This is a genomic window from Streptomyces sp. H27-H1 (assembly GCF_026627445.1).
GTDB lineage: Bacteria > Actinomycetota > Actinomycetes > Streptomycetales > Streptomycetaceae > Streptomyces.
On the sequence record NZ_JAPNLJ010000028.1, the window covers coordinates 54,363 to 77,079 of the forward strand.

Annotated in this window: 22 protein-coding genes; 18 read left to right on the top strand and 4 right to left on the bottom strand. The window is 70.9% G+C overall.

The annotated features are described in order from the left end of the window. The first annotated feature begins 7 nt into the window (after window positions 1-7). The 3 genes from OTB20_RS26815 to OTB20_RS26825 all read left to right on the top strand — a co-directional run bounded on the left by OTB20_RS26815 (window position 8) and on the right by OTB20_RS26825 (window position 4,579). Window positions 8-1,426, top strand: coding sequence for a transcriptional regulator (locus tag OTB20_RS26815; RefSeq protein WP_267821253.1), 1,419 nt, complete (start codon window positions 8-10; stop codon window positions 1,424-1,426). Then, complete coding sequence (locus OTB20_RS26820; RefSeq protein WP_267821254.1) at window positions 1,423-3,255, top strand: DEAD/DEAH box helicase; 1,833 nt, start codon at window positions 1,423-1,425, stop codon at window positions 3,253-3,255. The genes OTB20_RS26815 and OTB20_RS26820 overlap by 4 nt, the downstream gene beginning before the upstream one ends. 118 nt (window positions 3,256-3,373) lie before the next feature. Beyond that, complete coding sequence (locus tag OTB20_RS26825; RefSeq protein WP_267821255.1) at window positions 3,374-4,579, top strand: DNA cytosine methyltransferase; 1,206 nt, start codon at window positions 3,374-3,376, stop codon at window positions 4,577-4,579. Here the strand turns inward: OTB20_RS26825 and OTB20_RS26830 are convergent. Genes OTB20_RS26830 through OTB20_RS26840 form a run of 3 tightly spaced genes read right to left on the bottom strand, consistent with a single transcriptional unit; the run spans window position 4,576 to window position 6,945 of the window. After that, window positions 4,576-5,034, bottom strand: coding sequence for a very short patch repair endonuclease (locus OTB20_RS26830; protein WP_267821257.1), 459 nt, complete (start codon window positions 5,032-5,034; stop codon window positions 4,576-4,578). The genes OTB20_RS26825 and OTB20_RS26830 overlap by 4 nt on opposite strands. After that, a complete protein-coding gene (locus tag OTB20_RS26835) occupies window positions 5,027-5,929 on the bottom strand; it encodes a NaeI family type II restriction endonuclease (RefSeq protein WP_267821259.1) in 903 nt (300 codons plus the stop codon). Before OTB20_RS26835 ends, OTB20_RS26830 begins: the two co-directional genes overlap by 8 nt. After that, window positions 5,926-6,945: an SEC-C domain-containing protein gene (locus OTB20_RS26840; RefSeq protein WP_267821262.1), complete on the bottom strand. Its 1,020-nt coding sequence runs from the start codon at window positions 6,943-6,945 to the stop codon at window positions 5,926-5,928. Before OTB20_RS26840 ends, OTB20_RS26835 begins: the two co-directional genes overlap by 4 nt. Before the next feature lie 56 nt (window positions 6,946-7,001). Between OTB20_RS26840 and OTB20_RS26845 the strand changes: the two genes are divergently transcribed. From OTB20_RS26845 to OTB20_RS26870, 6 genes are all read left to right on the top strand, one after another. Then, complete coding sequence (locus OTB20_RS26845; protein WP_267821264.1) at window positions 7,002-7,820, top strand: class E sortase; 819 nt, start codon at window positions 7,002-7,004, stop codon at window positions 7,818-7,820. Window positions 7,821-7,844: 24 nt separating this feature from the next. Beyond that, window positions 7,845-8,042, top strand: coding sequence for a DUF3311 domain-containing protein (locus tag OTB20_RS26850; RefSeq protein WP_267821266.1), 198 nt, complete (start codon window positions 7,845-7,847; stop codon window positions 8,040-8,042). Window positions 8,043-8,080: 38 nt separating this feature from the next. After that, entirely contained in the window at window positions 8,081-9,607 is a 1,527-nt protein-coding gene (locus OTB20_RS26855) for a sodium:solute symporter family protein (protein WP_267821342.1), read from the top strand. Window positions 9,608-9,675: 68 nt separating this feature from the next. Continuing rightward, window positions 9,676-10,056 carry a DUF6412 domain-containing protein gene (locus OTB20_RS26860; protein ID WP_267821268.1) on the top strand — a complete coding sequence of 127 codons (381 nt, stop codon included), beginning with the start codon at window positions 9,676-9,678 and terminating at the stop codon, window positions 10,054-10,056. 117 nt (window positions 10,057-10,173) lie between these two features. Further along, entirely contained in the window at window positions 10,174-10,944 is a 771-nt protein-coding gene (locus OTB20_RS26865) for a YidC/Oxa1 family membrane protein insertase (protein WP_267821269.1), read from the top strand. 122 nt (window positions 10,945-11,066) lie between these two features. Then, window positions 11,067-11,924: a fumarylacetoacetate hydrolase family protein gene (locus OTB20_RS26870; RefSeq protein WP_267821271.1), complete on the top strand. Its 858-nt coding sequence runs from the start codon at window positions 11,067-11,069 to the stop codon at window positions 11,922-11,924. 86 nt (window positions 11,925-12,010) lie between these two features. Here OTB20_RS26870 and OTB20_RS26875 read toward each other — a convergent pair whose 3' ends face one another. Then, entirely contained in the window at window positions 12,011-13,114 is a 1,104-nt protein-coding gene (locus OTB20_RS26875) for a Gfo/Idh/MocA family oxidoreductase (protein ID WP_267821273.1), read from the bottom strand. A 116-nt stretch (window positions 13,115-13,230) separates the two neighbouring features. Between OTB20_RS26875 and OTB20_RS26880 the strand changes: the two genes are divergently transcribed. From OTB20_RS26880 to OTB20_RS26920, 9 genes are all read left to right on the top strand, one after another. Further along, the gene (locus OTB20_RS26880; protein WP_420716493.1) at window positions 13,231-14,283 is read left to right on the top strand and encodes an ROK family transcriptional regulator; all 1,053 of its coding nucleotides are present in this window, start codon (window positions 13,231-13,233) and stop codon (window positions 14,281-14,283) included. Window positions 14,284-14,959: 676 nt separating this feature from the next. After that, window positions 14,960-15,733 carry a hypothetical protein gene (locus OTB20_RS26885; RefSeq protein WP_267821278.1) on the top strand — a complete coding sequence of 258 codons (774 nt, stop codon included), beginning with the start codon at window positions 14,960-14,962 and terminating at the stop codon, window positions 15,731-15,733. A gap of 120 nt (window positions 15,734-15,853) precedes the next feature. Further along, window positions 15,854-16,636, top strand: coding sequence for a GntR family transcriptional regulator (locus OTB20_RS26890; protein WP_267821280.1), 783 nt, complete (start codon window positions 15,854-15,856; stop codon window positions 16,634-16,636). 147 nt (window positions 16,637-16,783) lie between these two features. Next, entirely contained in the window at window positions 16,784-17,917 is a 1,134-nt protein-coding gene (locus OTB20_RS26895; RefSeq protein ID WP_267821281.1) for a TIGR03364 family FAD-dependent oxidoreductase, read from the top strand. 5 nt (window positions 17,918-17,922) lie between these two features. Beyond that, the gene (locus tag OTB20_RS26900) at window positions 17,923-18,645 is read left to right on the top strand and encodes a phosphonatase-like hydrolase (protein ID WP_267821283.1); all 723 of its coding nucleotides are present in this window, start codon (window positions 17,923-17,925) and stop codon (window positions 18,643-18,645) included. After that, on the top strand, window positions 18,642-19,691 hold the full coding sequence (locus OTB20_RS26905; RefSeq protein WP_267821285.1) for an ABC transporter ATP-binding protein: 1,050 nt from the start codon (window positions 18,642-18,644) through the stop codon (window positions 19,689-19,691). The genes OTB20_RS26900 and OTB20_RS26905 overlap by 4 nt, the downstream gene beginning before the upstream one ends. Then, the gene (locus OTB20_RS26910) at window positions 19,684-20,661 is read left to right on the top strand and encodes a 2-aminoethylphosphonate ABC transporter permease subunit (protein WP_267821288.1); all 978 of its coding nucleotides are present in this window, start codon (window positions 19,684-19,686) and stop codon (window positions 20,659-20,661) included. Before OTB20_RS26905 ends, OTB20_RS26910 begins: the two co-directional genes overlap by 8 nt. Continuing rightward, window positions 20,648-21,445 (top strand): ABC transporter permease, encoded by a 798-nt coding sequence (locus OTB20_RS26915; RefSeq protein ID WP_267821290.1) that lies wholly within the window; start codon window positions 20,648-20,650, stop codon window positions 21,443-21,445. The genes OTB20_RS26910 and OTB20_RS26915 overlap by 14 nt, the downstream gene beginning before the upstream one ends. A gap of 83 nt (window positions 21,446-21,528) precedes the next feature. Continuing rightward, on the top strand, window positions 21,529-22,611 hold the full coding sequence (locus OTB20_RS26920; protein ID WP_267821292.1) for a 2-aminoethylphosphonate ABC transporter substrate-binding protein: 1,083 nt from the start codon (window positions 21,529-21,531) through the stop codon (window positions 22,609-22,611). Window positions 22,612-22,717 lie beyond the last annotated feature (106 nt).

Below are 22,717 nucleotides of genomic sequence, written 5' to 3' on the forward strand. Positions count from 1 at the left end.
AAACACCGTGAGCATCGACTTCGGCCGCCCGCCCCGCGCTGATGAGAACAGAGCGCAGGTCGAGAAGCGGCTCGAGGAGATCAGCGCCGGCGGCGGGCTGCAGGAGACGTTGACGGTTGAGTGGCGGACGAAGCCGATCGTGGTCGAGGTCATCGATATGCCGATCGACCAGGTGTACTTCAATCCTGCGACCCACCGGATCCGTGCCCAGCGGAGCTTCGATCCGGAGCAGGACAGGCTGCTCACGGAGAACCCCTGGGGTGAGGCGGGCCAGGGATACCTCCGCTACCTGCTCCAGGCGCTGCCTTCCAGCCCGGACAAGCGGGATCCCGATTTCGACGAGCTCAAAAAGAGCCTTGAAGACTACCGGCAGAACGAGCCCGGACTCATCACGCGTGACGGGATCCTCGTCAACGGCAATACCCGGGTCGCCGCACTTCGCCTGCTCGGCGTTCGCAGTGTCCGGGTCGGGGTGCTGCCCGAGACGTGCGACTGGGATGACATCAACGCCGTCGAGCTGTCACTCCAGCTCCGCCACGACACGCGCCGGCCGTACTCCTACATCAACAGGCTGCTCACGATCGAAGAACAGATCAACAGCGGCCGGCCGCTCGCCGCCATCGCGAAGGACTTCCGGATCCGGGAGGAGACCGCGGAACAGGACCGCTGGGTTCTGGCCACGCTCAGAGATCTGGTGACCCGTTCGAAGACCGGTACGGTGCAGCTCCGTCTCATGGACTTCGAGGACCAGCAGGAGAAGCTCCGTGAACTCCACCGGGTCTACGCGAAGACCGTGCGGCAGAATCCGGCACAGGCTGACCTGCTCAAGGAGAACAGGCTCGCTCTGATCGTGCTGGACTTCTCAAAGACCGACGTACGTCTTGCCGATGTGGACTTCCGTGCCAGGTACCTGCAGCGGCATCTCCCGGAACAGTTGCAGCAGGCTCCCGCGGAGGCCATGGGAGGGCGGGTGATTCCCGGGCTCAACCGGCCCGTGCGGGGTGACAGCCCGCAGGTGGCGGCGGCCAAGGCGTTCACCAATGCACTGCTGCAGGCGAAGGCGGTGGAGCGGGATCCGGAGTCGGTGAGCAAGGAGCAGTCCGCAGAGGCGGGCGCGCTCTGGAAGCAGGCGCGCGATGCGGTGGAAGAAGCCCTGGTGCCGGCAGGTAAGGACGCCCGCGTGCGCAAGCGCAAGCAGGCGGCGCCGGACCGGCTTCACGACGCGGTCCAGAACATTGACCAGTGCGTGACGGACATGACGCTTGCCCGCGCCTCACGGAACCTGGACGACGAGGCGTTGGACGAGGCCGTGCTGGCGCTCAAGGCCAGTCTGCTGAAGCTGGCGCGTGAGGCGGCACGGATCGAGGAGCCCGGCGACGGCGTCGTGTGGCTGCTCGCCGCTCTGCAGCAGCAGGAGGGAATGTGAGAGGGCCGGCCGAGCCGTCGCTCCGTCTGGCGTTCGACGTATCGCGGACCAAGGCAGTGCTCTGGGCAGCGGAGGAGTTCCGCGCCGACCTCACGCATCTGGCCGCGAGCTTCCCCGTGGGCGGGCAGCAGGGTCCGCTGACTCTGGAAGTACCGCTCGACGACTTTCTGTCGGGTCTGCAGGTGCTGTCGGACTGGCCGGCGGCCGAGTCCGTGGAATGGGAGGAAGACCTCCTGGCCCTGGTCGGAGATGTCCTTGACGACGCGGACCAGGCGGAGCAGTACCTGGAACAGGACCCGCGGACACCTGGCACGGAGGGCGATGTCCCGCTGCCGTCTGCTCTCGGTGCGAGCTGGCGGGCGGACCTGACTGGCTTCCAGCGCAGGGACATCTCCCGGCTCCTCTCCATGCGGCACGGTGCGAACTTCAGCGTCCCCGGCGCGGGAAAGACCCGGGTCGGGCTTGCCGTCTACGCGGCGATGAAGGAGCGGGGCGCAGCGCGGCGGCTGCTCGTCGTCAGTCCCAAGTCGGCTTACGAGGCGTGGATTTCGGAGAGCCGGGAGTGCTTTGACGAGGTTCCAGTGACCAAGGTGATGGGCCGGGTTCCAGATCCGCACGCCGAGATCCTGGTGGTCAACTACGAGAGGCTGGACCGCTCCCTCACGGGACTCGCGGGCTGGCTGCGTGCGGCTCCGTCCATGGTGATCCTGGACGAGGCGCACCGTATGAAGCTCGGTTCGGAGGGTACGTACGGGAGCGCGTGTATGGCACTCGGCCCCCTGAGCCGCCGCCGGCTGATCCTGACGGGCACACCGGCTCCGAACGGTGCCCGCGATCTGGAGAACCTGCTGTCGTTCGTCTGGCCCGGTCACGGCAAGCGGGTGGTGACCCAGGCGGTGGCCGGCGGCGACCTCGCCTACGCGAGCTCCGTCCTGCGCCCGCTCTTCACCCGTACGACGAAGAAGGAGCTGGGGCTGCCGCCCTTCCAGCCGGTGATCCGCACGGTCCCGTTGGTGGGACTCCACCGGGAAATCTACGACGCCCTCGTCGGGCGGTTCACGGCGAGGGCTGAACTCTCCAGGGAGAATTTCGACGCCTTGGGGAAGGCGATGCTCCGGCTGCTGATGGCTGCGACGAGTCCCGCACTCCTCGCAGAAGGAAGCAGCAGGTACGAGCCTCTGAGTTTCCAGGTGCCGCCCCTGGAAATCCAGGAGGGGGATTCGCTGTTTCAACTGCTGCAGAAGCTCCCCCAGTACGAGATGCCGCCGAAGTACCGGGCAGTCCAGGAGATCGTGGCCCGCAATGCTCTCGCGGGCCGGAAGACCCTTGTGTGGTCGACGTTCGTCCGGAACATCACGAGCCTGGCGCTCCTGCTGGACGAGTTTCAGCCCGCGGTCGTTCATGGCGGTACACCCGAGCGGGACGAGGAGATCAGACGGTTCAGGGAAGATCCGGACTGTTCCGTGCTGATCTCGAATCCGGCCACGCTGGGTGAGGGCATCAGCCTTCACCATGACTGCCACGATGCGGTCTATGTTGACAGGGACTTCATGGCCGGACGGTTCCTGCAGAGCCTGGACCGGATCCACCGCCTGGGGCTGGCTCCGGGGACTGAGACCCGCGTCACGGTGCTGGCCTCAGCGGGGACGATCGATGAGGTCGTTGCCATGAGACTCGCGGAAAAGCTGGAGTTCATGGGGAGCATTCTTGATGATCCTTCGGTGCGGCAGCTCGGGGACCTGCAGGAGGAGCAGCCTGTAGCCGCCGGTATGGACGCTGCTGACATGCGTGCACTGCTGGAGCACGTTGGAGCGGCGGGAGCACCCTGACGCGTGCGGCGGGTGTGCCGCCTGAGGGCCAGCGCACCCGCCCGGGCCTGGGTGACGCCGGTTGTCAGTGGCAGATGCGACACTTGCCTGTCTGTATCTGCCACACCAGGAGGACTCGATGGGTGCCAGCGATGACACGCTGACCTCGATTGAGATTTGCGCCGGCGCCGGGGGGCAGGCCATCGGCCTCCATCAGGCTGGGTTTCGTCACCTCGCGCTCGTCGAGATCGATCAGTACGCCGCGGCGACGCTTCGGCGCAACATCGCGCAGCGGGATGGCTGGGAATTCGAGCGCGAGTTTTGCGACATCATTCACAATGATGTGAACGACTTCAAACCCCTGGTCGAGCTGGACAAGCCGCTTGGCTATCTCGGGCGCGAGCTGAGGCGCGGTGAGCTCGGCCTGCTGGCGGGCGGAGTGCCGTGCCCTCCGTTCTCGCATGCAGGCAAGCAGCTGGGCAAGGATGATGAGCGAGATCTCTTCCCGCGGATGCTGGACCTGGTTGACGAACTGCACCCGCAAGCGGTCATGATCGAAAATGTCCGGGGAATCAAGGACGATAAGTTCGCGGATTACCGTGACTGGGTGGTGGCGCGTCTCGAGGGCGGGGTTGCCAAGGATCCGCAGACCGGAATCGAGCGCACCCACGAGGGTGCGGACTACAAGGTCTGCGGCTGGAGGGTGCTCGAGGCGAGTGACTTCGGTGTCCCGCAGCTCCGGCCGCGCGCGATTCTCGTAGCCATCCGCAAGGACGTCCTGGGTAGCCAGTCGTTCCAGTGGCCGAAGCCCCAGCGGGACATCGTCACCGTACGTGAAGCCCTCGACGCAAGTATGAAGGCCCGGTACCGGCCGTTCCTGAAGCAGGGCGGGCAGACTGGCCAGTCTGCGAAGGACGCGCTGAAGCGCTGGCAGGACATGAGTGGCAATATCGCACCGACGCTGGTGGGTGGCTCAAAGAAGCACGGGGGTGCGGACCTCGGGCCCAGTCGTGCCAAGGCAGCCTGGGGGCTCCTGGGGGTCAACGCACTCGGTGTCGCGAATTCGCCGGCGGACATGGACCAGAAGAACAGCGCGGAACGTGACCTGTTCCGGCCCGCGGGCCCGATGATCACGGTCGCCCAGGCCGCGATCATCCAGGGCTTCCCCCCGGAGTGGGACTTCGAAGGGGACAGAAAGACTGAGAGGACCGGCAAAACCGCTCAGTACCGTCAGGTCGGCAACGCCTTCCCGCCGCCCGTCGCGCACGCTGTCGGAGAAGCGATCGCTCAGGTGCTGACTGCCGGTCGCATCAGCAGGCGGAGCCCCCAGGACCCCGTGAGCTAAGGCGCCGGACTGTGAGAGCGGCGTTCCTGGACGGCGGAGGCAATCCTCGCCGCACAGACGTCGGACGGCTCGTGCTCCCAGAACCGGAGCACGAGCCAGCCTGCTTCCTCCAGCTGCTCGTCCGTGTTGCGGTCCCTCGCGATGTTCCGGGCCACCTTCTCCGACCAGTAGCCCGGGTTCGTCTTCGGCGAGACGTAGTGTTCAGGGCATCCGTGCCAATAGCAGCCGTCCACGAAGACAGCCACTTTCGCCGGCCGGAATACGAGGTCAGCGGTCCGGCGCAGATCAGGCAGAGGGCGTGCAGCCACCCGGTAACGCAGCCCCTTTGCGTGTACGAGGCTCCTGATGACCCGCTCTGGCTTCGTATCGCGGCTGCGGATCGCCTGCATGTTGCGTCGGCGGGCCGCTGAGGATGCCCAGGAGCCCTCGGGGGGCTGCCACTGGCCGTCAGACATCGGCCCGGTCCTCTTCGAGCCGCAGGGCGATCCAGTCTTCCGGCCCCAGCGTGATCTTATGCGCGGCGGCGATGTCTCTCTGGTCAGGGAACTTGCCACAGAGCAGAGTGAGGCCGTCGCGGGCGAGAACCTTCCTGACATTGCGGGTCCGCCGCACCGGGTCATGGTTTCCGGCGCCAACCGTTGAGATTACGCTGCGCGGGATGATGTGCCCCTCGAGGAAGCTGAACATCATTGCGAACCTCAGCTCCTGCCCGGGCTGCTTCGCGAGCACCTGGCCGGCTTGCTCCGCCGTGAGGAGGGTCAGTGGATTCATCCGCAGCGGTGTCCAGTCGTACAAGGGCGTGCTCCAACGGTCACGTGCCTCCACAGCGAGACCCCGTTTGCCGTCCCGGTTGCCGGAACCACGGTAGAGCCACGAGCGGTGCGCGCGGACCAGCCAGGATTTGTGCACGCCCTGACCGATTTTGATCTGCGTGCAGACACAGAGCTGGCAGTGACCCTCCGCCGGGATGGACCAGTTCGCGCCGACCGTCGCTTTGATATCGACTGCGATACCCGAGATTCGGGTATCGAGCGGAGGCACCTTCGGGAGGCCGAAGGAGTTCAGTACTTCGTATTCCAGCTTGGCGCCCACCGAAGCCTTCTCGCCGGGATGGACGTCGGGTGCGAGCAAGTCGTAGCGCCCTGTGCGCGGTCCGTCGAGCACGTAGTCGATCGCGTTGGCAATGGCCCCCGTGTAGAGGCCGGCGGCGTCGTGAGAACGAAGCCAGGCGAGGACTGCCTGGGCCTCGGCATCCTCCGCCGGCGCGCGCAGCGGGTGCTCTCCGGCGGTTGTGTTCGTGCAGACCTCGCCAGGCCCTTGCAGGACGAGGCGTCCTCTGCCTCTGCTCACGGACGAGCCGGATCCACGCTGCGTCCGTGGCACTCCCCGTAAGGCCGGCCCGAGGTGCACCAGCACGGGTTGGTGGCGGTCGGGGGCCAGGGGGTGGCTTTGCCTCGGGCGGCCAGGGTGGTGGCGTATTCCGCGAGGAGGGACGGGGAGGACGGGGAGGTCTTCTCCGAGGCGGCGAAGGCTTCGTACGAGGGGACGCTGGCCGTGACGATGCCGAGGTTCGTCGTGCCCGAGGCGGCCAGGGCGCGGAGGGAGGCTTCGACCTGGGCCAGGTGGGCGTCGTGGGAGGGGTACTCCGCGGACAGGGTGGGGTACGAGGTGAGGAGTTCCGTGAGCTCGCGGGCCGGCCAGTGGAGGATGGCCACCGGGAACGGGCGGGAGAGGGCGGCGCGGCGGTCGCCGAGTTCGGCGCGCAGGCGGGCGATCTCGGCGCGGAGTTCGGCGGGGTCGTCGGAGCCGAGGGCCCAGATCCGCTTGGGGTCGTGGAGTTCGTCCAGCGGGATCGGGCCGATGTGGCGGGTGTCCGCGACCATGTCCCAGTCGTCGTGGGGGAGGGCCAGCAGGCGGCGTACGCGGTGGCGGCCCGTGAGGAGCGCGGTCGTGGCCCGGGTGAGGGGGGTGTTGTCCGGGGCCAGGAGGGTGGCTGCCTCGGTGAAGCACTCGTGGGAGGCTTCGAGTTCGTCGTGGGCCTCCAGGGCCTCGGCGATGACCTCCCAGGGCGCGGGGTCCTTGGGGGCCGACGCGCGGATGCCCTGGATGAGGGCGCGGGCCTCGGGCTCGTGGCCGTACTCCCAGAGGTTGGCCGCCTGCAGGGCCTTGATGAGGGACGGGTCGTCGACCGTGTCCGCGGCCAGGAGTTGGTCGTATAGGGTGCTCGCCCGTTCGCGTTCGTCGGCCAGTTCGAGGTGGGCCGCGGCCTGGAGGAGCAAGGGCTCCTGGTCCTCGGGGTAGCGGGTCGCCGTGCGGATGAGGCGCTCGGCTTCGGCGATGTGCTCGGCAGGCGTGTCGGGGCGCATGGTTCACACCGTACTGCCGCTGGTCAGTTGACGGGGGAGGACTTAAGGTGCCGCCCGTGCGGGATCACGTGCGGGTCGTGGTGCAGGGGCAGGGCCGGCGGTCGCGCCGGGCCGGTCTCGCGCAGGTGCTGTGGGCGGCCGGTGAACTGGCCGTGACGGTGGGCGTGGTGGTGTTGTTGCTGGTGGTGCACCAGGTGTGGTGGACCAACCGGCAGGCCCTCAACGCCGCCCACGCGCAGGTGCGGGAGCTGGAGAGCGAGTGGTCCTCCGCTCCGGCCTCCGTCGAGCCTCCCTCCGCCGATGCTCCGGCCGGTGACGAGGTCGCGTCCGGGGGCGATCGGCCGTCCGACGGCTCCCCCGAAGGCTCTTCCGAAGGATCCCCCGAGGACTCCTCCCGCGGTACGCGGACCGGCCCCGCCGCCAAGAAGCCGCCGCGGGAGGGGACCTACGGGATCCTGCGCATCCCCCGCCTCGGCGTCGCCGTGCCCGTCGCGCAGGGCGTGGACAAGCGGTCCGTGCTCGACAAGGGCTACGCCGGGCACTACCCGGGGACCGCGCAGCCCGGAGCCGAGGGGAACTTCGCGCTCGCCGGACACCGCAATACGCACGGGGAGCCCTTCCGCCACATCAACCGGCTGAAGGCCGGCGACGAGCTGATCGTCGACGTGAAGGGGAAGCGGTACGTGTACGTGGTCGGCCAGACGCTGGGGGAGACGACCGAGCGCGATACCGGGGTGATCGCGCCCGTCCCGCGCAGCGTCGTGAAACCGGAGGCCGGGTACGGCGAACCCGGGGCGTACATCACGCTCACCACCTGCACGCCCGAGTACTCCTCCAAGTACCGGCTCGTGGTGTGGGGCACCCTGAAGGGGTGACGGGCGCACCGTAATGTGGGGGCGGTGCGTCAGAAATGGGTGAAACGTCCGCAGTTGTTGTGGCTCGCCGCGCCGTTCGTGCTGTTCGTCGGAGCACTGCCGTTCGCGAACCGGGCACAGCCGGCGCTGGGAGGCGTACCGTTCCTGCTCCTCTGGCTCCTCGGGGCGACCCTGCTGACCCCGCTCGCGGTGTGGCTGACCTGGCGCGGTGATCACAGGTGAGCGCGGCGGCCGTCGCGACCACCGTCTTCGCCGTGTTCATGGTGGCGACCGTCGCGCTCGGGCTGCTCGCGGTGCGCGGGCGCGGCGGAGGCGGCGGCGGGCTCGCCGAATGGTCGGTGGGCGGACGCTCGCTCGGCACCGTGTTCATCTGGGTCCTGATGGCTGGCGAGGGGTACACGAGCTTCAGCTACCTCGGCGCGGCCGGCTGGGGCTACAACTACGGCGCCCCCGTGCTGTACGTGATCGCGTACATGTCCTGCGGCTACGCGCTCGGTTACCTCGTCGGGCCCGTGCTGTGGGACTACGCGCGCCGCCACGGCCTCGTGGGCATCACCGACATGGTGGCCCACCGCTACGGGCGCCCCTGGCTCGGCGCCGTGGTCGCGGTACTCGCGACCGTCTTCCTGCTCCCCTACATCCAGCTCCAGATCACCGGCATGGGCGTGGTGGTCTCGACGGTCACCTACGGGGCGGTCTCCCTGGAATGGGCGTACTTCATCGCCTTCGCCGTCACCACCGGCTTCGTCGTCGTCAGCGGGCTGCGCGGCAGCGCGTGGGTGTCGGTGCTCAAGGACGTGCTGGTCATCGGCACGCTCGGGTTCCTCGCCGTGTACGTGCCGCTCCACTACTTCGGCGGCTACGGAGAGCTCTTCGATCGGCTCGCGGCCGAGCACCCGCAGTGGCTGACGCTCCCCGGCGCCGGGAACGCGGAAGGCGGCCGGGGCCAGCTGGGGGTGGGGTGGTTCGCCTCCACCACCGTGCTGAACGCGCTGACCGTCGTCATCTTCCCGACCACCGTGGCCGGATACCTGGGCGCACGCAGCGCCGACACGCTGCGCCGCAACGCCATCCTGCTGCCCGCCTATAACGTGCTCCTCTTCGTGCCGATGCTGCTGGGCATGGCCGCGCTGTTCGTGGTACCGGGGCTGACGGGCGCCGATTCCAACCTCGCGCTGTTCAAGCTGGTCGTGGACTCGCTGCCGGCGTGGGCGGTGGGTGTGATCGGGGTGGCGGCGGCTCTGTCCTCGATCGTGCCGATGGCGGTGTTCATGCTGGTCATCGGCACCATGTGGGGGCGCAGCGTGCTCTCGGCGGTGCCGCGTTGGAGCTCGGGCGAGCGGCAGAAACTCGCCTCGCAGCTGGTCGTGGTGGCGGCCGGGGCGATCGCGCTCGTGATGGCGTACACGGCGCCGAACACTCTGGTGAGGCTCTCGCTCGTCTCCTACGAGGGCATGGCGCAGCTCGTGCCGATGCTGCTGCTGGGGCTGGTGTGGCGCAAGCTCACGACTGCGGCGGCGGTGTGCGGACTGGCCGCGGGGGTCGCGGTCGTCTGCGGGCTGGTCTTCACGGGCAACGACCCGGTGTGGGGCCTGAACGCGGGCATGGTCGCCCTCGCGGTGAACCTGGCGGTCGCGGTGACGGTGGCCCGGTTCGGCCCGGGTGAGGCGGCGGGGAGCGGGGCGGGGGATCCACGGCCGGACGACGAGGTGCTGGCGCGTGATCCGCTGCACTCGCCGCCCGGGGATCAAAACGAGGTCCTGTCCGTTGTCAGTGAGCGCGGTTAACATCGATCGCGAGTAGCGGTTCTCGTACGAGAGTTCGTGCGCGGCGGGTGGGGGAGGGGGCGGTTCGCATGGCAGAGCACAGCGGGCTTCGCCCTGGGCGGTGGACAGCACGCTCCGCGCTGTCCACGTCCTCGGCGCCCTCCGCGCCGGCCGTGCGGCCGGCGCGATTGCTGGCCTTGCTGGCCTCGCTCGTGGTGTTCGGCGGCTTCCTCGGGCTGTTCGCCGGAGAGGGCGGCCTCGGCGCGGTCGTGGTGGTCCTCGCGGCGAGCTTCGCGGTGGGCGCCTCGGCCCTGGCCGCCCGGCTGGTGCGGCCCGTGCCGCCGCACCGAATACGTACCGCGATCCGTGATCGCGAGCAGCGCACGGCGTTCTTGCCGCAGCGCGATCCCGACGCTTCGGGCCGGTCGCGGCCCAGGGCGCCCGGCCGTCCCCTTCCGACGGCCGCGTAGGGGCGCGCAGCTCCTCCTTCTGATCGCTTCCGATCGCCTGACCTTGCCGCCCCTCGCGGGTCGTCACGCCGAAACGCATCTCTTTCGACGTTCGACGAGTCCCCTCGGAGGGCCCACGTGTCCGTTTTCATCGATCTTGTTTCTCTGCTGGGCCGGCTCCTGGAACCGGTGCTGGCCGAGTCCGCGACCGCTGCCGCGATCGTGCTGTTCACCGTGCTCGTACGGCTCGCGCTGCACCCGCTGAGCCGGGCCGCCTTCCGCGGGGCGACCCCGGTGGCCGGCTGCCTGCCGGTGCTGCTCCAGCTGCCGGTGTTCTTCCTGATGTACCGGGCGTTCTCCTCGGCGGAGATCGGCGGGGCCGCCAACGAGCTGCTCGGCCACCGGCTGCTCGCCGCGCCGCTCGGCGGCCGGTGGGGTGAGGCGCTCGGGGAGGGCGGCCTCTTCGGAGAGCAGGGGCTGGTGTTCCTCGGGCTGTTCGCGGTCGTCTCGGTGGTGGCCGCGTGGAGCGCGGTACGCGGACGCAAGGCCGCGGCGCTGGCGGCTGCCACGGCCGGGGCCGGGACCGCGGGGGCCAAGGCCGGTGGGGGCAAGGCCGGTGGGGCCAAGGCCGGTCGCGCCAAGGCCGGGGCTTCGGCGGCCGGTGCTGCCGGTGGGGTCGGTGTCATCAGCGCCGAGCAGCAGGAGGTCATGCGCAAGCTGGGCGGCGTACTGCCCCTGCTGTCCTTCGGGACGCTGATCACGGCCGCCCTGGTGCCGTTGGCGGCCGGGCTGTACCTGGTCACCACCACCGCGTGGTCGGTGGCCGAGCGCGCCTGGCTCCAGCACCGCAAGGACCGGGCGGAGCGTGCCGGGCTCCCGGTCAGCGGAGCAGAGCGTTCCGTCATGTGAACAGGGTCTTGCGGATGAGGCCGACATCTTGGAGGATCGGCCAATCCTCCGATGGCCGCAACCCATCGGCCGGCCCGTGGCACGCCCATGGGCCGACCACCCTCGACCACGGGAGAATGCCCATGAAGCTGCTGCGTGTAGGACCCCTCGGGTCGGAGCGCCCCGCGCTGCTCGACCAGGACGGGACCCTGCGGGACCTGTCCGGCCTGATCACGGATGTGGACGGCGCGCTGCTCGCCGACGACTCCGTGCTGTCCCGAGTACGGGACGCGGCCGGATCCGGTGAGCTCCCGGTGCTGGACACCGCGGGTCTGCGGATCGGGTCCGCCGTCGGCCGCATAGGCAAGGTCGTGGGCATCGGCCTGAACTACCACGGGCACGCGGCCGAGGTGGGCGCGGAGGCGCCGGCCGAACCGATCCTCTTCCTCAAGGCCCCGGACACCGTGGTCGGCCCCGACGACACCGTGCTGATCCCGCGCACCAGCGTCAAGACCGACTGGGAAGCCGAGCTCGGCGTCGTCATCGGTGCCACCGCCCGCTACCTGGCCTCCCCCGAGGAGGGCCTCGCGCACGTCGGCGGGTACGTGCTGGTCAACGATGTGACCGAGCGCGCCTTCCAGACCGAGCGCGGCGGCACCTGGGACAAGGGCAAGAACTGCGAGACCTTCACCCCGCTCGGCCCCTGGCTGGTCACGGCCGACGAGATCCCGGACCCGCAGCAGCTGGACGTGAAGCTCTGGGTCAACGGTGAGATCAGGCAGGACGGCCACACGTCCGACCAGATCTTCCCGGTCGGCGAGGTCGTCCGGTACGTGAGCCAGTTCATGACCCTGCATCCGGGTGACGTCATCGTCACCGGCACCCCGGCCGGTGTGGCCGCGGGCCAGCCGGAGCCGAAGCCGTTCCTGCGGGCGGGCGACGTCGTGGAGCTGGAGATCGACGGGCTCGGCCGCCAGCGCCAGGAGTTCAAGAGCGCTTAGTCGCGCGCAGTACGCGGGAGGGGCGGTGCCGTCACGGACGGCGCCGCCTCTTTTCCCGTCGGGCTCCCGGCTCGCCCCCGAGCGCGTCAGGCCTTCATGGTCACCGTCACCCCGTCCCTCGACGACCTGCGCGCCGCCTCCAGTACGTCCAGGCAGCGCGCCGCCTCCAGCGCCGTGACGGGGGCCGGACCGCCGTCCCGCAGAGCCGCCGCCACGGCCGCGTAGTACGCCGGGTAGTCGCCCGGCACGGTCCGTACCGGCGTGCCCCCGCCGGTCAACGGCGATTCCCCGGAGCCCAGCCGCCCCCACAGGCACTCGGGCTCCTCGCCCCAGGTCCGCTCGGCGTCGCCGGGGCGCAGGCCGTCGCGCAGCGCCCCCTCCTGCGGGTCCAGGCCGTATTTGACGTAGCCCGCGCTGGAGCCCAGTACGCGAAAGCGCGGGCCGAGTTGGGCCGTGGTGGCGCTGACGTAGAGGTGGGAGCGGACCCCGCTCGCGTGGGTGAGGGCGATGAAGGTGTCGTCGTCGGCCTCGGCGCCCGGGCGGCGCACGTCGGTCTCCGCGTAGACCTGCACGGCCGGTCCGAACAGGACCAGTGCCTGGTCCACGACGTGGCTGCCGAGGTCGTACAGCAGTCCGCCGATCTCCTCGGGCGCGCCGGACTCGCGCCAGCCGCCCTTGAGCTGCGGGCGCCAGCGCTCGAAGCGGGACTCGAAGCGCTGGACCTCGCCCAGCTCGCCGTCGGCGATGAGGCGGCGCAGGGTGAGGAAGTCGTTGTCCCAGCGGCGGTTCTGGAAGACCGACAGGAAGGTTCCGGTCCGGTCGGCGAGCGCGGCCAGTTCACGGGCTTCGGCGGAGGTGGCGGCCAGCGGCTTGTCCACGACCACCGGGATGCCGGCGGTGAGGGCGGCGGTGGCGAGCGGGACGTGCGTCTTGTTCGGGGAGGCGATGACGACGAGGTCGGGGGCGGGGCTCTGCTCGAGCAGCTCGGTGGCGGTGGCTGCGATCCGGACGCCCGGGTGGGCCTCGCGGGCCTGGGCGGCGCGGCCGGGGTCGGAGGTCACGACGGTGTCGAGGACGAGGCCCTCGGTCGCGGACACCAGCGGGGCGTGGAAGACCGAGCCGGCCAGTCCGTAGCCGACGAGTCCGACGCGGAGGGGGGCGAGGGGGGTGGTGGGGGCGGTGGCGTTCATGGGAACCACTTTGGCAACAGTGTTGCCTAAGTGCAAGGAGGGTGGACAATGGCCAGGTGGACAGGGGTAGCAGGGGCGACAGGGGTGACGGCGACGACCGAGGTCGTGCGGGCGGTGTGAATCTGCCGCTGCTGCGCGGGCACAACGACGCGCTGGTACTGGACCTCCTGCGCACAGCCGGCCCCGCCGGGCTCGGCCGGGGCGACCTCGCCGCGCGTACGGGGCTCACCCCGCAGGCGGTCAGCAAGATCGCGGCGCGGCTCCGGGACGAAGGCCTGGTGGCCGACGCCGGACGCGAGGCGTCCACAGGCGGCAAACCGCGCACGCTGCTGAGGCTGGTGCCGCAAGCGCGGTACGCGGTCGGGGTGCACCTGGACCGCGACGAACTCACGGCGGTACGGGTGGACCTCGCGGGCCGCGTCGTCGCCGACGGCCGGGGCCCGCTGGACTTCGGCGCCGGTCCGGACGCGGTGGTCGAGGAGGCCGTACGGGCCGTCGCGCGGGTATGCGGTGACCGGCCACTCCTAGGCGTCGGCGTGGCCGCGCCGGGGCCGCTGGACTGGCGGACCGGGGTGCTGGGGCGGGTAACGGGGTTCCCGGAATGGGAGGGGTTCCCGTTGCGGGAGGTGCTGGAGCGGCGCTTGGGGCTTCCCGTCCGGGTGGACAAGGACACCAACGCGGGCGTCGCGGGAGTCGCCTCGGCGGACGCCGCATTCGGGGAAGCCGTGGCGTACGTGCACGTCGGCACCGGACTGGGGGCAGGCCTCCGGCTGGCCGGCGGCGGCGAGGTCTACCGGGGGCGCCGCTCGGCTGCGGGGGAGTTCGGACACCAGGTGCTGCGACTGGACGGGCCGGCCTGCCGTTGCGGGGGGCGCGGCTGCGCGGAGGTGCTGTGCCTGGACGCGGTGGCCGGGGGCCGGCTGGAGGAAGCGGCGCAGATCGTCGGGGAGGCGGCGGCGAACCTGGTCGCGCTGCTGGATGTGGACCGGGTGCTGCTCGGCGGCCGGGTGGTGGCGGCTGCGCCGGAGGTGTTCCTGGCGGGGGTGCGGGGGGTGGTGGGGGCGCGGTCCTTCGTGGGGGGTGCGGTGGGGGTGGACCTTGCGGAGAGGGGTGTGGCGGAGGGGGCGGCGGAGCTGGTGCTCGGTCCGCTGTTCGGGCGCGGAGCCTGAGGGAACTCAGGCCTTGGCCCTTGGCCCCCGGCTCCCAGCCGCCTGGCTCCTTGGCCTCGGGTGTGGCCCCTGCCCCCGCCCCGGCTCCGGCCCGGGTGTGACTCGTACGTGCCGCAGGGCAGGGTGCCCCCGCCCGGGCGGGGCGGCCCATGGTCGGCCCTGCGGGGCGGAGTCCCCTACCCTCCCCCAGACTCCGTCCGGGGGGACCCCCGGTTCCACCGTTCCCGGGCGCTGCCCGGACCCCGGTCTTCGAACGCCGGGCGGGCTGAACAGACCCGGGGGCTCCGCCCCAGACCCCGGTCCTCAAACGCCGGACGGGCTGAAGGGTCCCGGACCCCGGTCTTCGAACGCCGGGCGGGCTGAAGGGTCCCGGAGCCGGGTCCTCGGGCGTCGGGCGGCTGGAAGTGGCTCCGCCGAGTCAGCCTCGCCGGCGTTTGAGGCGTGGGGGTCCGGGGCGGGCGCCCGCCCCTCCGGTGGTCAGGGTCCCCGGTGCCGGAACGGGGCATCGGCCGAACGGGCGGAAACCAGAATAAGTCGGGCGTGGTGCTGGACAAGGGGTCGCGGGTGCGTGGGAGGGTGCGGGCAAGGCCGAGGTGATTGTCGCCTTGTCTGGTAATCGGTTTTCTGTGTGCGTTCGGGTGTTCGTTTTGTCGTCGGCGAGTAGCGAGGGTCATCCATGCGACTGCGCAAAGCCCTTGCCCTGACCGCTCTCCTCGTGGGCACGGCCGCCTCCGGCGCGGCCACCGCCTCCGCGGACATCGGGACCGGCGGCGGCGCCCGCCCCGCGCCGGCGTTGCCCTCGCGGGTGGAGGCCACCTGCGGGGACGGGAAGAGCGCGCAGTTCCCCATCGGGGCCCGCATTCGGGGTGGGCCGGCCGTGTACCGCACCGGCGGCGAGGCGCAGACCTGGTACCTCGACCTCACCAACACCACCACCGGCGAATGCACGGGCATCCACCCCGTCGTCGTCTTCACCGACACGGCCCGCGCTCTGCGCCCCGCCCATTTCCGGATGGAGTTCGATGCCCCCGGCGCCTTCCCCGTCAGCCTGGAGGGCACCGACCGGGACGAGATCGTCGCCGTGTTCGACGGCGGTGACGCCTTCTCCGGCTTCACCATCGGCGCCGGCGGTTCCGTGACCGTCACCGTCCGGCTCGCCTTCGCACCCGGAACCCCGCAGGGCGAAGCCGTCGCCGACGCGGCCCTCGTCCAGCGCAAGGGCGACGACGGCGACTGGATCGGCGAAGCGGGCGGCTACCGGTTCGACATCCAAGGACCGGAGGCGGAGACCGGCGACGCCGGAGCGCTGGCCCACACCGGCCGCGGCGGTTCGGCCTGGGCGTACGGGGCCGGCGCCGCCGCAGCCCTGGCCGGCGGCGGCGGACTGCTGCTCGGCGCCCGCCGGTTGCGCGCGGGGGCCCCGCCCTCCACGCCCCCGGCTCGCGTCTGACCCCGCACCTCCTCGCGTCTGACCCCGCACCTCCTCGCGTCTGACCCCGCCCTCGGCTCGCGTCTGTGACCCTGCCCCGGCTCGCGTCTGACCCGCGGCCGGTCCACGTAGAGTCCGAGGGTGGAAGAACCGACCGCCTACGCGCACCACCACCAGCCCGGCCTGCCCGTCCGCTCCGGGATTCCCGAGCACGGCCGCATCCCCAAGTACTACGCCGTCAAGGCGCGCATCTCCGGGCTGCTCGACGAGCTCGACGAGCTGGGCGAGGGCCGGCCGCTGCCCACCGAGCGCGATCTCGCCGAGCAGTACGAGGTCTCCCGCGAGACCGTCCGCCAGGCCCTGCGCGAGCTGCTGCTCGAGGGCCGGCTGCGCCGCTCGGGCCGCGGCACCGTCGCCGCCGGGCCGAAGCTCGAACAGCCCCTGTCGCTGGCGAGCTACACCGAGGGCGTACGCCGCCAGGGCCGTACGCCCGGCCGTCATCTCATCGGCCTGGAGCGCTTCGCCTGCCCGGCCGCCGTGGCCCCCGGCATCGGCGCCGAGCCCGGCGAACCGGTCTGGCACCTGGAGCGGGTGCTGCTCGCCGACGAGGAACGGGTCGGGCTGGAGAGCACGTACCTCCGGGTCGCCCGCGCCCCCCGCCTCGACGTCGATTTCCAGCCGGACTCCTCCTTCTACGGATACCTCCACGACAGCCTCGGCATCTCCTTCGGCGACGCCGACGAGAAGCTCGAAACGGTCCTCGCCACCCCCCGCGAGGCCCTGCTGATCGGAACCCCGCCGGCGCTCCCGATGCTGCTCATCCACCGTTTCTCCAGGGACCGGGACGGCAGGCCGCTGGAACGGGTGCGTTCGCTCTACCGTGGTGACCGGTTCAGCTTCACGACCCACCTGCGGCCCGAATAGTCCCGCACAAAGCACCTGTAGAACCTGAAAACGGACCAATTCGCATCACGGAACGGTAACGGGTCTAGTCCAAGCGTCGGAGGCTGTTCACCGGGGCGTCGCCCGGGCGATCCTCCCGGGTCACGGGCCCCCGTCACCTTGGACCACGTGAGAGTCATAGTCGTCGGAGGCGGCGTGGTAGGCACCATGCACGCCTGGCAAGCAGTGGAACGCGGCCACGAGGTCGTCCAGATCGAGCGAGAGACGGAGGCCCGCGGCGCGTCCCTGCGCAATTTCGGCCAGATCTGGGTCAGTGGACGGGCCGGGGGCGAGGAGCTCGACACCGCCCTGCGGGCCCGCGAGCTCTGGGAGCGGATCGGCGAGCGGGTGCCCGGCCTGGGCTTCCGCGCCATCGGCTCCCTCACCCCGGTACGGGGCGCCCGCGAGTACGCCGTCGCCGAGGCCGCCGTGGCCCGCCCCGACGCCGCCGCCCGCGGCTACAAGCTGATCACCGCCGAGGAGGCCAGGGCGGTCAACCCCGCCCTGCGCGGCGCGTTCGAGGCCGCCCTGTGGTGCGAACGGGACGCCGCCGTCGAGCCGCGCACCGCCCAACTCCACCTGCGCGAAGCCCTCAAGGCCTCGGGCCGCTACACCTTCCTCCCCGGCCGGGAGGTCCGCGAGGTCACCGGCTCCGCCACCGGCCCCGCCACCGTCCGCGACGACCACGGCGACACCCACCGCGGCGACGCCGTCGTCCTGGCCACCGGCGCCTGGCTCTCCGGCCTGGTCCGCGAGCTCGCCCCCGACCTGCCCGTACGCCGCGTCCGGCTGCAGATGATGCAGACCGCCCCCCTCGGCGAGACCCTGACCACCTCGGTCGCCGACGCCGACAGCTTCCGCTACTACCCCGCCTACAAGAGCGAAGCCCTCGACGAACTCGACGCCGAGCAGCCCCAGGCCCCGATCGCCGCCGCGCACAAGATGCAGCTCCTGATGGTGCAGCGGCAGGACGGCGGACTGACCATCGGCGACACCCACGAGTACGAGCACCCCTTCGCGTTCGACACCCTCGAAGACCCCTACGCGCACCTCACCGAGGTCGTCGAATCCTTCCTGGGCCGCCCGCTGCCGCAGATCCGCCGCCGCTGGGCGGGCGTGTACGCGCAGTGCACCGACACCACCCGCGTCGTCCACCGCCAGCAGGTGGCCGACGGCGTCTGGCTGGTGACCGGACCCGGCGGCCGGGGCATGACCTGCTCGCCCGCCATAGCCGAAACCACCGCGAACGAACTGGGCTGGTAAGAGCGATGACCGACAACACCCCCCACCGCACCACCTCCGCCAAGCTGATCGTCCTGGACATGGCCGGCACCACCGTCGCCGACGGCGGCCTCGTCGAGCGCGCCTTCGAGCGGGCCGCCGAACGCCTCGGCGTCGAGCCAGGCAGCGCCGACCACACCGCGAAGCTGCAATACGTCCGCGACACCATGGGCGAGTCGAAGATCTCCGTCTTCCGCCACCTCTTCGGCGCCGAGGACCTCGCCCAGCGCGCCAACTCCGCCTTCGAAGAGGCCTACGGGGAACTGGTGCAAGGCGGCCTCATCGCCCCGCTCCCCGGCGCCCGCGAAACCATCGAGAAGCTCCGCGCCGAGGGTCGCACCGTGGTCCTGACCACCGGTTTCGCCCGCATCACCCAGGACGCCATCCTCGACGCCCTCGGCTGGCAGGGCCTCGCCGACCTCACCCTGTGCCCCGCCGACGCGGGCGGCCGCGGCCGGCCCTACCCGGACATGGTGCTGGCCGCCTTCCTGCGCACCGGGGCCGTGGCCGACGTACGCGAGAGCGTGGTCGTCGGCGACACGGCGTACGACATGCTCAGCGGCGTCCGCGCCGGCGCCGGGATCGTGGCGGGAGTCCTCACCGGCGCCCACGACGGCGCGACCCTGCGGGAGCACGGCGCCACCCACGTCCTGGCCTCCGTCGCCGACCTCCCCGCAGCCCTGGAGCCGCAGCGGGAGCCCGGCGCGTGAGCGGCATCCGCTTCGACTCCGTCTCGGTCGCCTACGGCGGCAACACCGTCCTGGACTCCCTCGACCTGACCGTCGAGCCCGGCGAGGTCATGGCACTGCTCGGTCCCTCCGGCTCCGGCAAGACCACCGCGCTGCGGGCCGTCGCCGGTTTCGTCCGGCCCGCCTCGGGCCGGGTACTGATCGGCGGCCGGGACGTCACCGCGCTCCCGCCCCACAAACGCGGCATCGGCATGGTCGTCCAGCAGTACGCGCTCTTCCCGCACATGCGCGTCGCGGACAACGTCGCCTTCGGCCTCAGGGCGCAGAAGGCGCCCAAGGCCGAGATCCCCGGCCGCGTCGCCGAGGCCCTGGAGATGACCGGGATGGCGGCCTACGCCGAGCGCTACCCCCGGGAGCTCTCCGGCGGGCAGCAGCAGCGCGTGGCCATCGCCCGCGCGCTCGCCATCCGCCCCGGGGTGCTGCTGCTGGACGAACCGCTGTCCGCGCTCGACGCGCAACTGCGCTCCGGCATGCTCACCGAACTGGCCAGGCTGCACCGCGAACTGCCCGACGTGTCCATCCTCTACGTCACCCACGACCAGGTCGAGGCGTTGACCCTGGCCGACCGGATCGCCGTCATGGACCGGGCCCGGCTGCAGGACTGCGGCACCCCGCAGCAGCTGTACCGGGCCCCGCGCACCGAGTTCACCGCCTCCTTCGTCGGCAACGCCAACCTGCTGCCCGTCACCGTGGCCGACGGGGGCGCGCTCTTCGCCGGGCACCCCCTCGCCCTCGACCCGGGCCGCGCGGCCGTCGGCGCGGCCGCGACCCTGTGCGTACGGCCGCACCTGCTCGGCCTCGGCGCCGGCCCCAACGCGCTGAGCGGCACCATCACCGAGGTGCAGTGGCGCGGTTCGACCCATCGCCTCTACGTCGACGTCGAAGGACACCGGGTCAAGGCGGACCTGCCGGAACTGCGCGAGACCCCGGCGCTGGGCGACCACGTCACCCTGCACTTCGAGCCGCGGGACGCGGTGCTCCTGGCCGCGGGAGTCTGTGATGACTGAGGCCACGGACCGGCGCGCACCCCGGCCGGAGTCCGCGCCCGACGCTCCGGCCATTGCCCACCAGCCGGTACGAGGCCTTGCCCCGGGCGCCCCCGAAGGCCCGGCCGCAGCTCCTGACGGCCCGGCGGCCAGGCCCGGACGTGCGCCCCGTACCGTACCCGGCTGGCTGTGGACCGTGCCTCCCGTCGCCGTGCTCGCGGTGGTCTTCCTCTACCCCCTCGCGCTCGTCGTCCGGCAGTCCCTGACCCTCGGGAACGGGGGCGGCGCGTTCGACGCCTACGCCTCCGTCTTCGCCTCGTACTCCTTCCGCGAAGCCCTCGGCACCACCGTCTGGCTGGCCGTCGGAGCCACCGCCGGCTGCCTGCTCCTCGGCTTCGCGCTCGCACTGGTCATCGCCTTCGTACCCTTCCCCGGGGCGCGGGCCGTGGCCAAGTTCATCGACGTCTTCCTCTCGTTCCCCTCCTTCCTCATCACCCTCGCCCTCCTCTTCGTCTACGGCACTGTCGGCATGGCCAACGGCCTGTGGACCGACACCTTCGGCGTCGCCGAAGGACCCTTCCACTTCCTGACCACCCCGTGGGGCGTCCTCCTCGCGGAGATCACCTACTTCACGCCCTTCGTGATGCGCCCCCTGCTCTCCGCCTTCTCCCAACTGGACACCGCCCAACTGGAAGTGGCCTCCTCGCTCGGCGCGAAGCCCGGCCGCATCATCCGGCGGGTGATCCTCCCCGAGGCCCTCCCGGCCCTCGCCGCCGGAGGCAGCCTCGTCCTCGTCATGTGCCTCAACGAGTTCGGGATCGTCCTGTTCACCGGAGCCAAGGACGTCACCACGCTCCCGATGCTCATCTACGGCAAGGCGATCCTCGAATCCGACTACGCGGCCGCCTGCGTGGTCGCCGTCGTCAACATCGTGATCTCCGTCGGCCTGTTCGGCCTCTACCGGGTGGTGAGCAAGCGTGCTGGTGCATAGCAAGAGCGGCCGCTGGGCCGCCTGGAGCGTCTTCGGCATCCTCTTCCTGCCGCTCTTCGCCCTGCCCCTGCTCGTCGTGGTGGCCGCGTCCTTCTCGACGCACTGGTCCGGGGCCTTCCCCTCGGGCCCCACCACCGAGAACTACGCCGCGGCCGTACGCGGCGAGTCCCTCCAGGCGCTGACCACCTCACTGCTCACCGCCCTGGCCGCCAGTCTGCTCGCGCTGACCGCCGGCACCTGGGCCGCGCTCGCCGCCGCCGGGCTGAAGAAGCGCGGAAAGAACTCCCTGGACGCGCTGTTCATGCTGCCGGTCGCCGTGCCGTCCGTGGTCGTCGGCCTCGCCGTGCTCGTCGCCTTCAGCAAACCGCCGCTGCTGCTCAACGGCACCAGCTCGATCGTGATCCTGGCGCACACGATCCTGGTCACGGCGTTCGCCCACCAGTCGGTGTCGGCTGCCATCGTGCGGCTCGACCCCGCCTACGAGCAGGCGGCCGCCTCCCTGGGCGCCTGCCCCGCGTACGTGCTGTGGCGGGTCAAGCTCCCTCTCCTGCTGCCTTCGCTCACCGCTGCCGCCGGGCTCTGCTTCGCCCTGTCCATGGGCGAGCTGAGCGCCACGATGATGCTCTACCCGCCGGACTGGATGCCCCTGCCCGTCCGCATCTTCACCGCCACCGACCGCGGATCGCTCTTCAGCGGCTCCGCCGTCGCCGTGGTCCTGATGGCCACCACCCTGCTGGTCCTGCTGGCCGTCTCCCGGGTCCGCACCAGGGCCGCGTACCGCTGAGATCCCTCCACCGCACCGCCCCGCGCAGCCTTGTACCGCCTGCCGGTTCTCCCACCGACTCCCTTTCGCCGTAAGGAAGTTCCATGCCCAGCAACAAGTACCTGCGCACCGCCGCCGCCACCGGCTGCCTCGCCCTGGCCACCGGCCTCACCGCCTGTGGTGGCTCGTCCTCCGCCGACTCCACCGGCGGCAAGGGCGGCGGCGAGAAGGTCGTCACCGTCTACAGCGCCGACGGCCTCAAGGGCGACAAGGGCGACGGCTGGTACGACAAGGTCTTCGCCGACTTCACGAAGAAGACCGGCATCGAGGTCAAGTATGTGGAGGGCGGCTCGGGCGAGATGGTGCAGCGCGCCGTCCGCGAGAAGACCAACACGCAGGCCGACGTGCTGATCACGCTGCCCCCCTTCATCCAGCAGGCCGACGGCAAGGGGCTCCTGCAGGCGTACACGCCACAGGGAGCCGAGAAGGTCAACGGGGCGAACAAGTCCTCCGACGGCAAGTGGACCTCGGTCGTCAACAACTACTTCGGCTTCGTCTACAACAAGAAGGAACTGCGCTCGGCCCCCAAGACCTGGGAAGAGCTGCTGGACGCCAAGTACAAGGGCAAGATCCAGTACTCCACCCCGGGCGTCGCGGGCGACGGCACCGCCGTGCTCATCAAGTCGATGCACGACTTCGGCGGCAAGGAGCCGGCGATGGAGTACCTGAAGAAGCTCCAGGCCAACAACGTCGGCCCGTCCTCCTCCACCAGCAAGCTCGCGCCGAAGACCGACAAGGGCGAGATCCTCGTCGCCAACGGCGACGTCCAGATGAACTTCGCGCAGTCCAAGTCCATGCCGAACCTCGGCATCTGGTTCCCCGCCAAGGAAGGCGGCAAGCCCACCACCTTCTCCCTCCCGTACGCGGCCGGCCTCGTCGCCAAGGCCCCGCACACCGAGAACGGCAGGAAGCTCCTCGACCACCTGCTCGGCGAGGACGCCCAGAAGCTGGTCAGCGGGGTCGGCGGCGGCTTCCCGGCGCGCACGGACGTCAAGCCCACCGACGCCAACGCCGTCGAGCTCACCCAGCTCATGGCCGGAGTCGAGGTCTTCGAGCCGGACTGGGCCGACCTCGACGAGAACCTCACCGGCTACGTCGACGCGTGGAAGTCGGCCACCGGAAGCTGACAGGTCGCCTCCCGGCCACCCGCGACCGAAAGAGTGACACCCGGATAACGGGTCTGGACCGACTCTCGCCTTCGGCCCCGGCCCGCCGTACGCTCGTGCGCCCGCA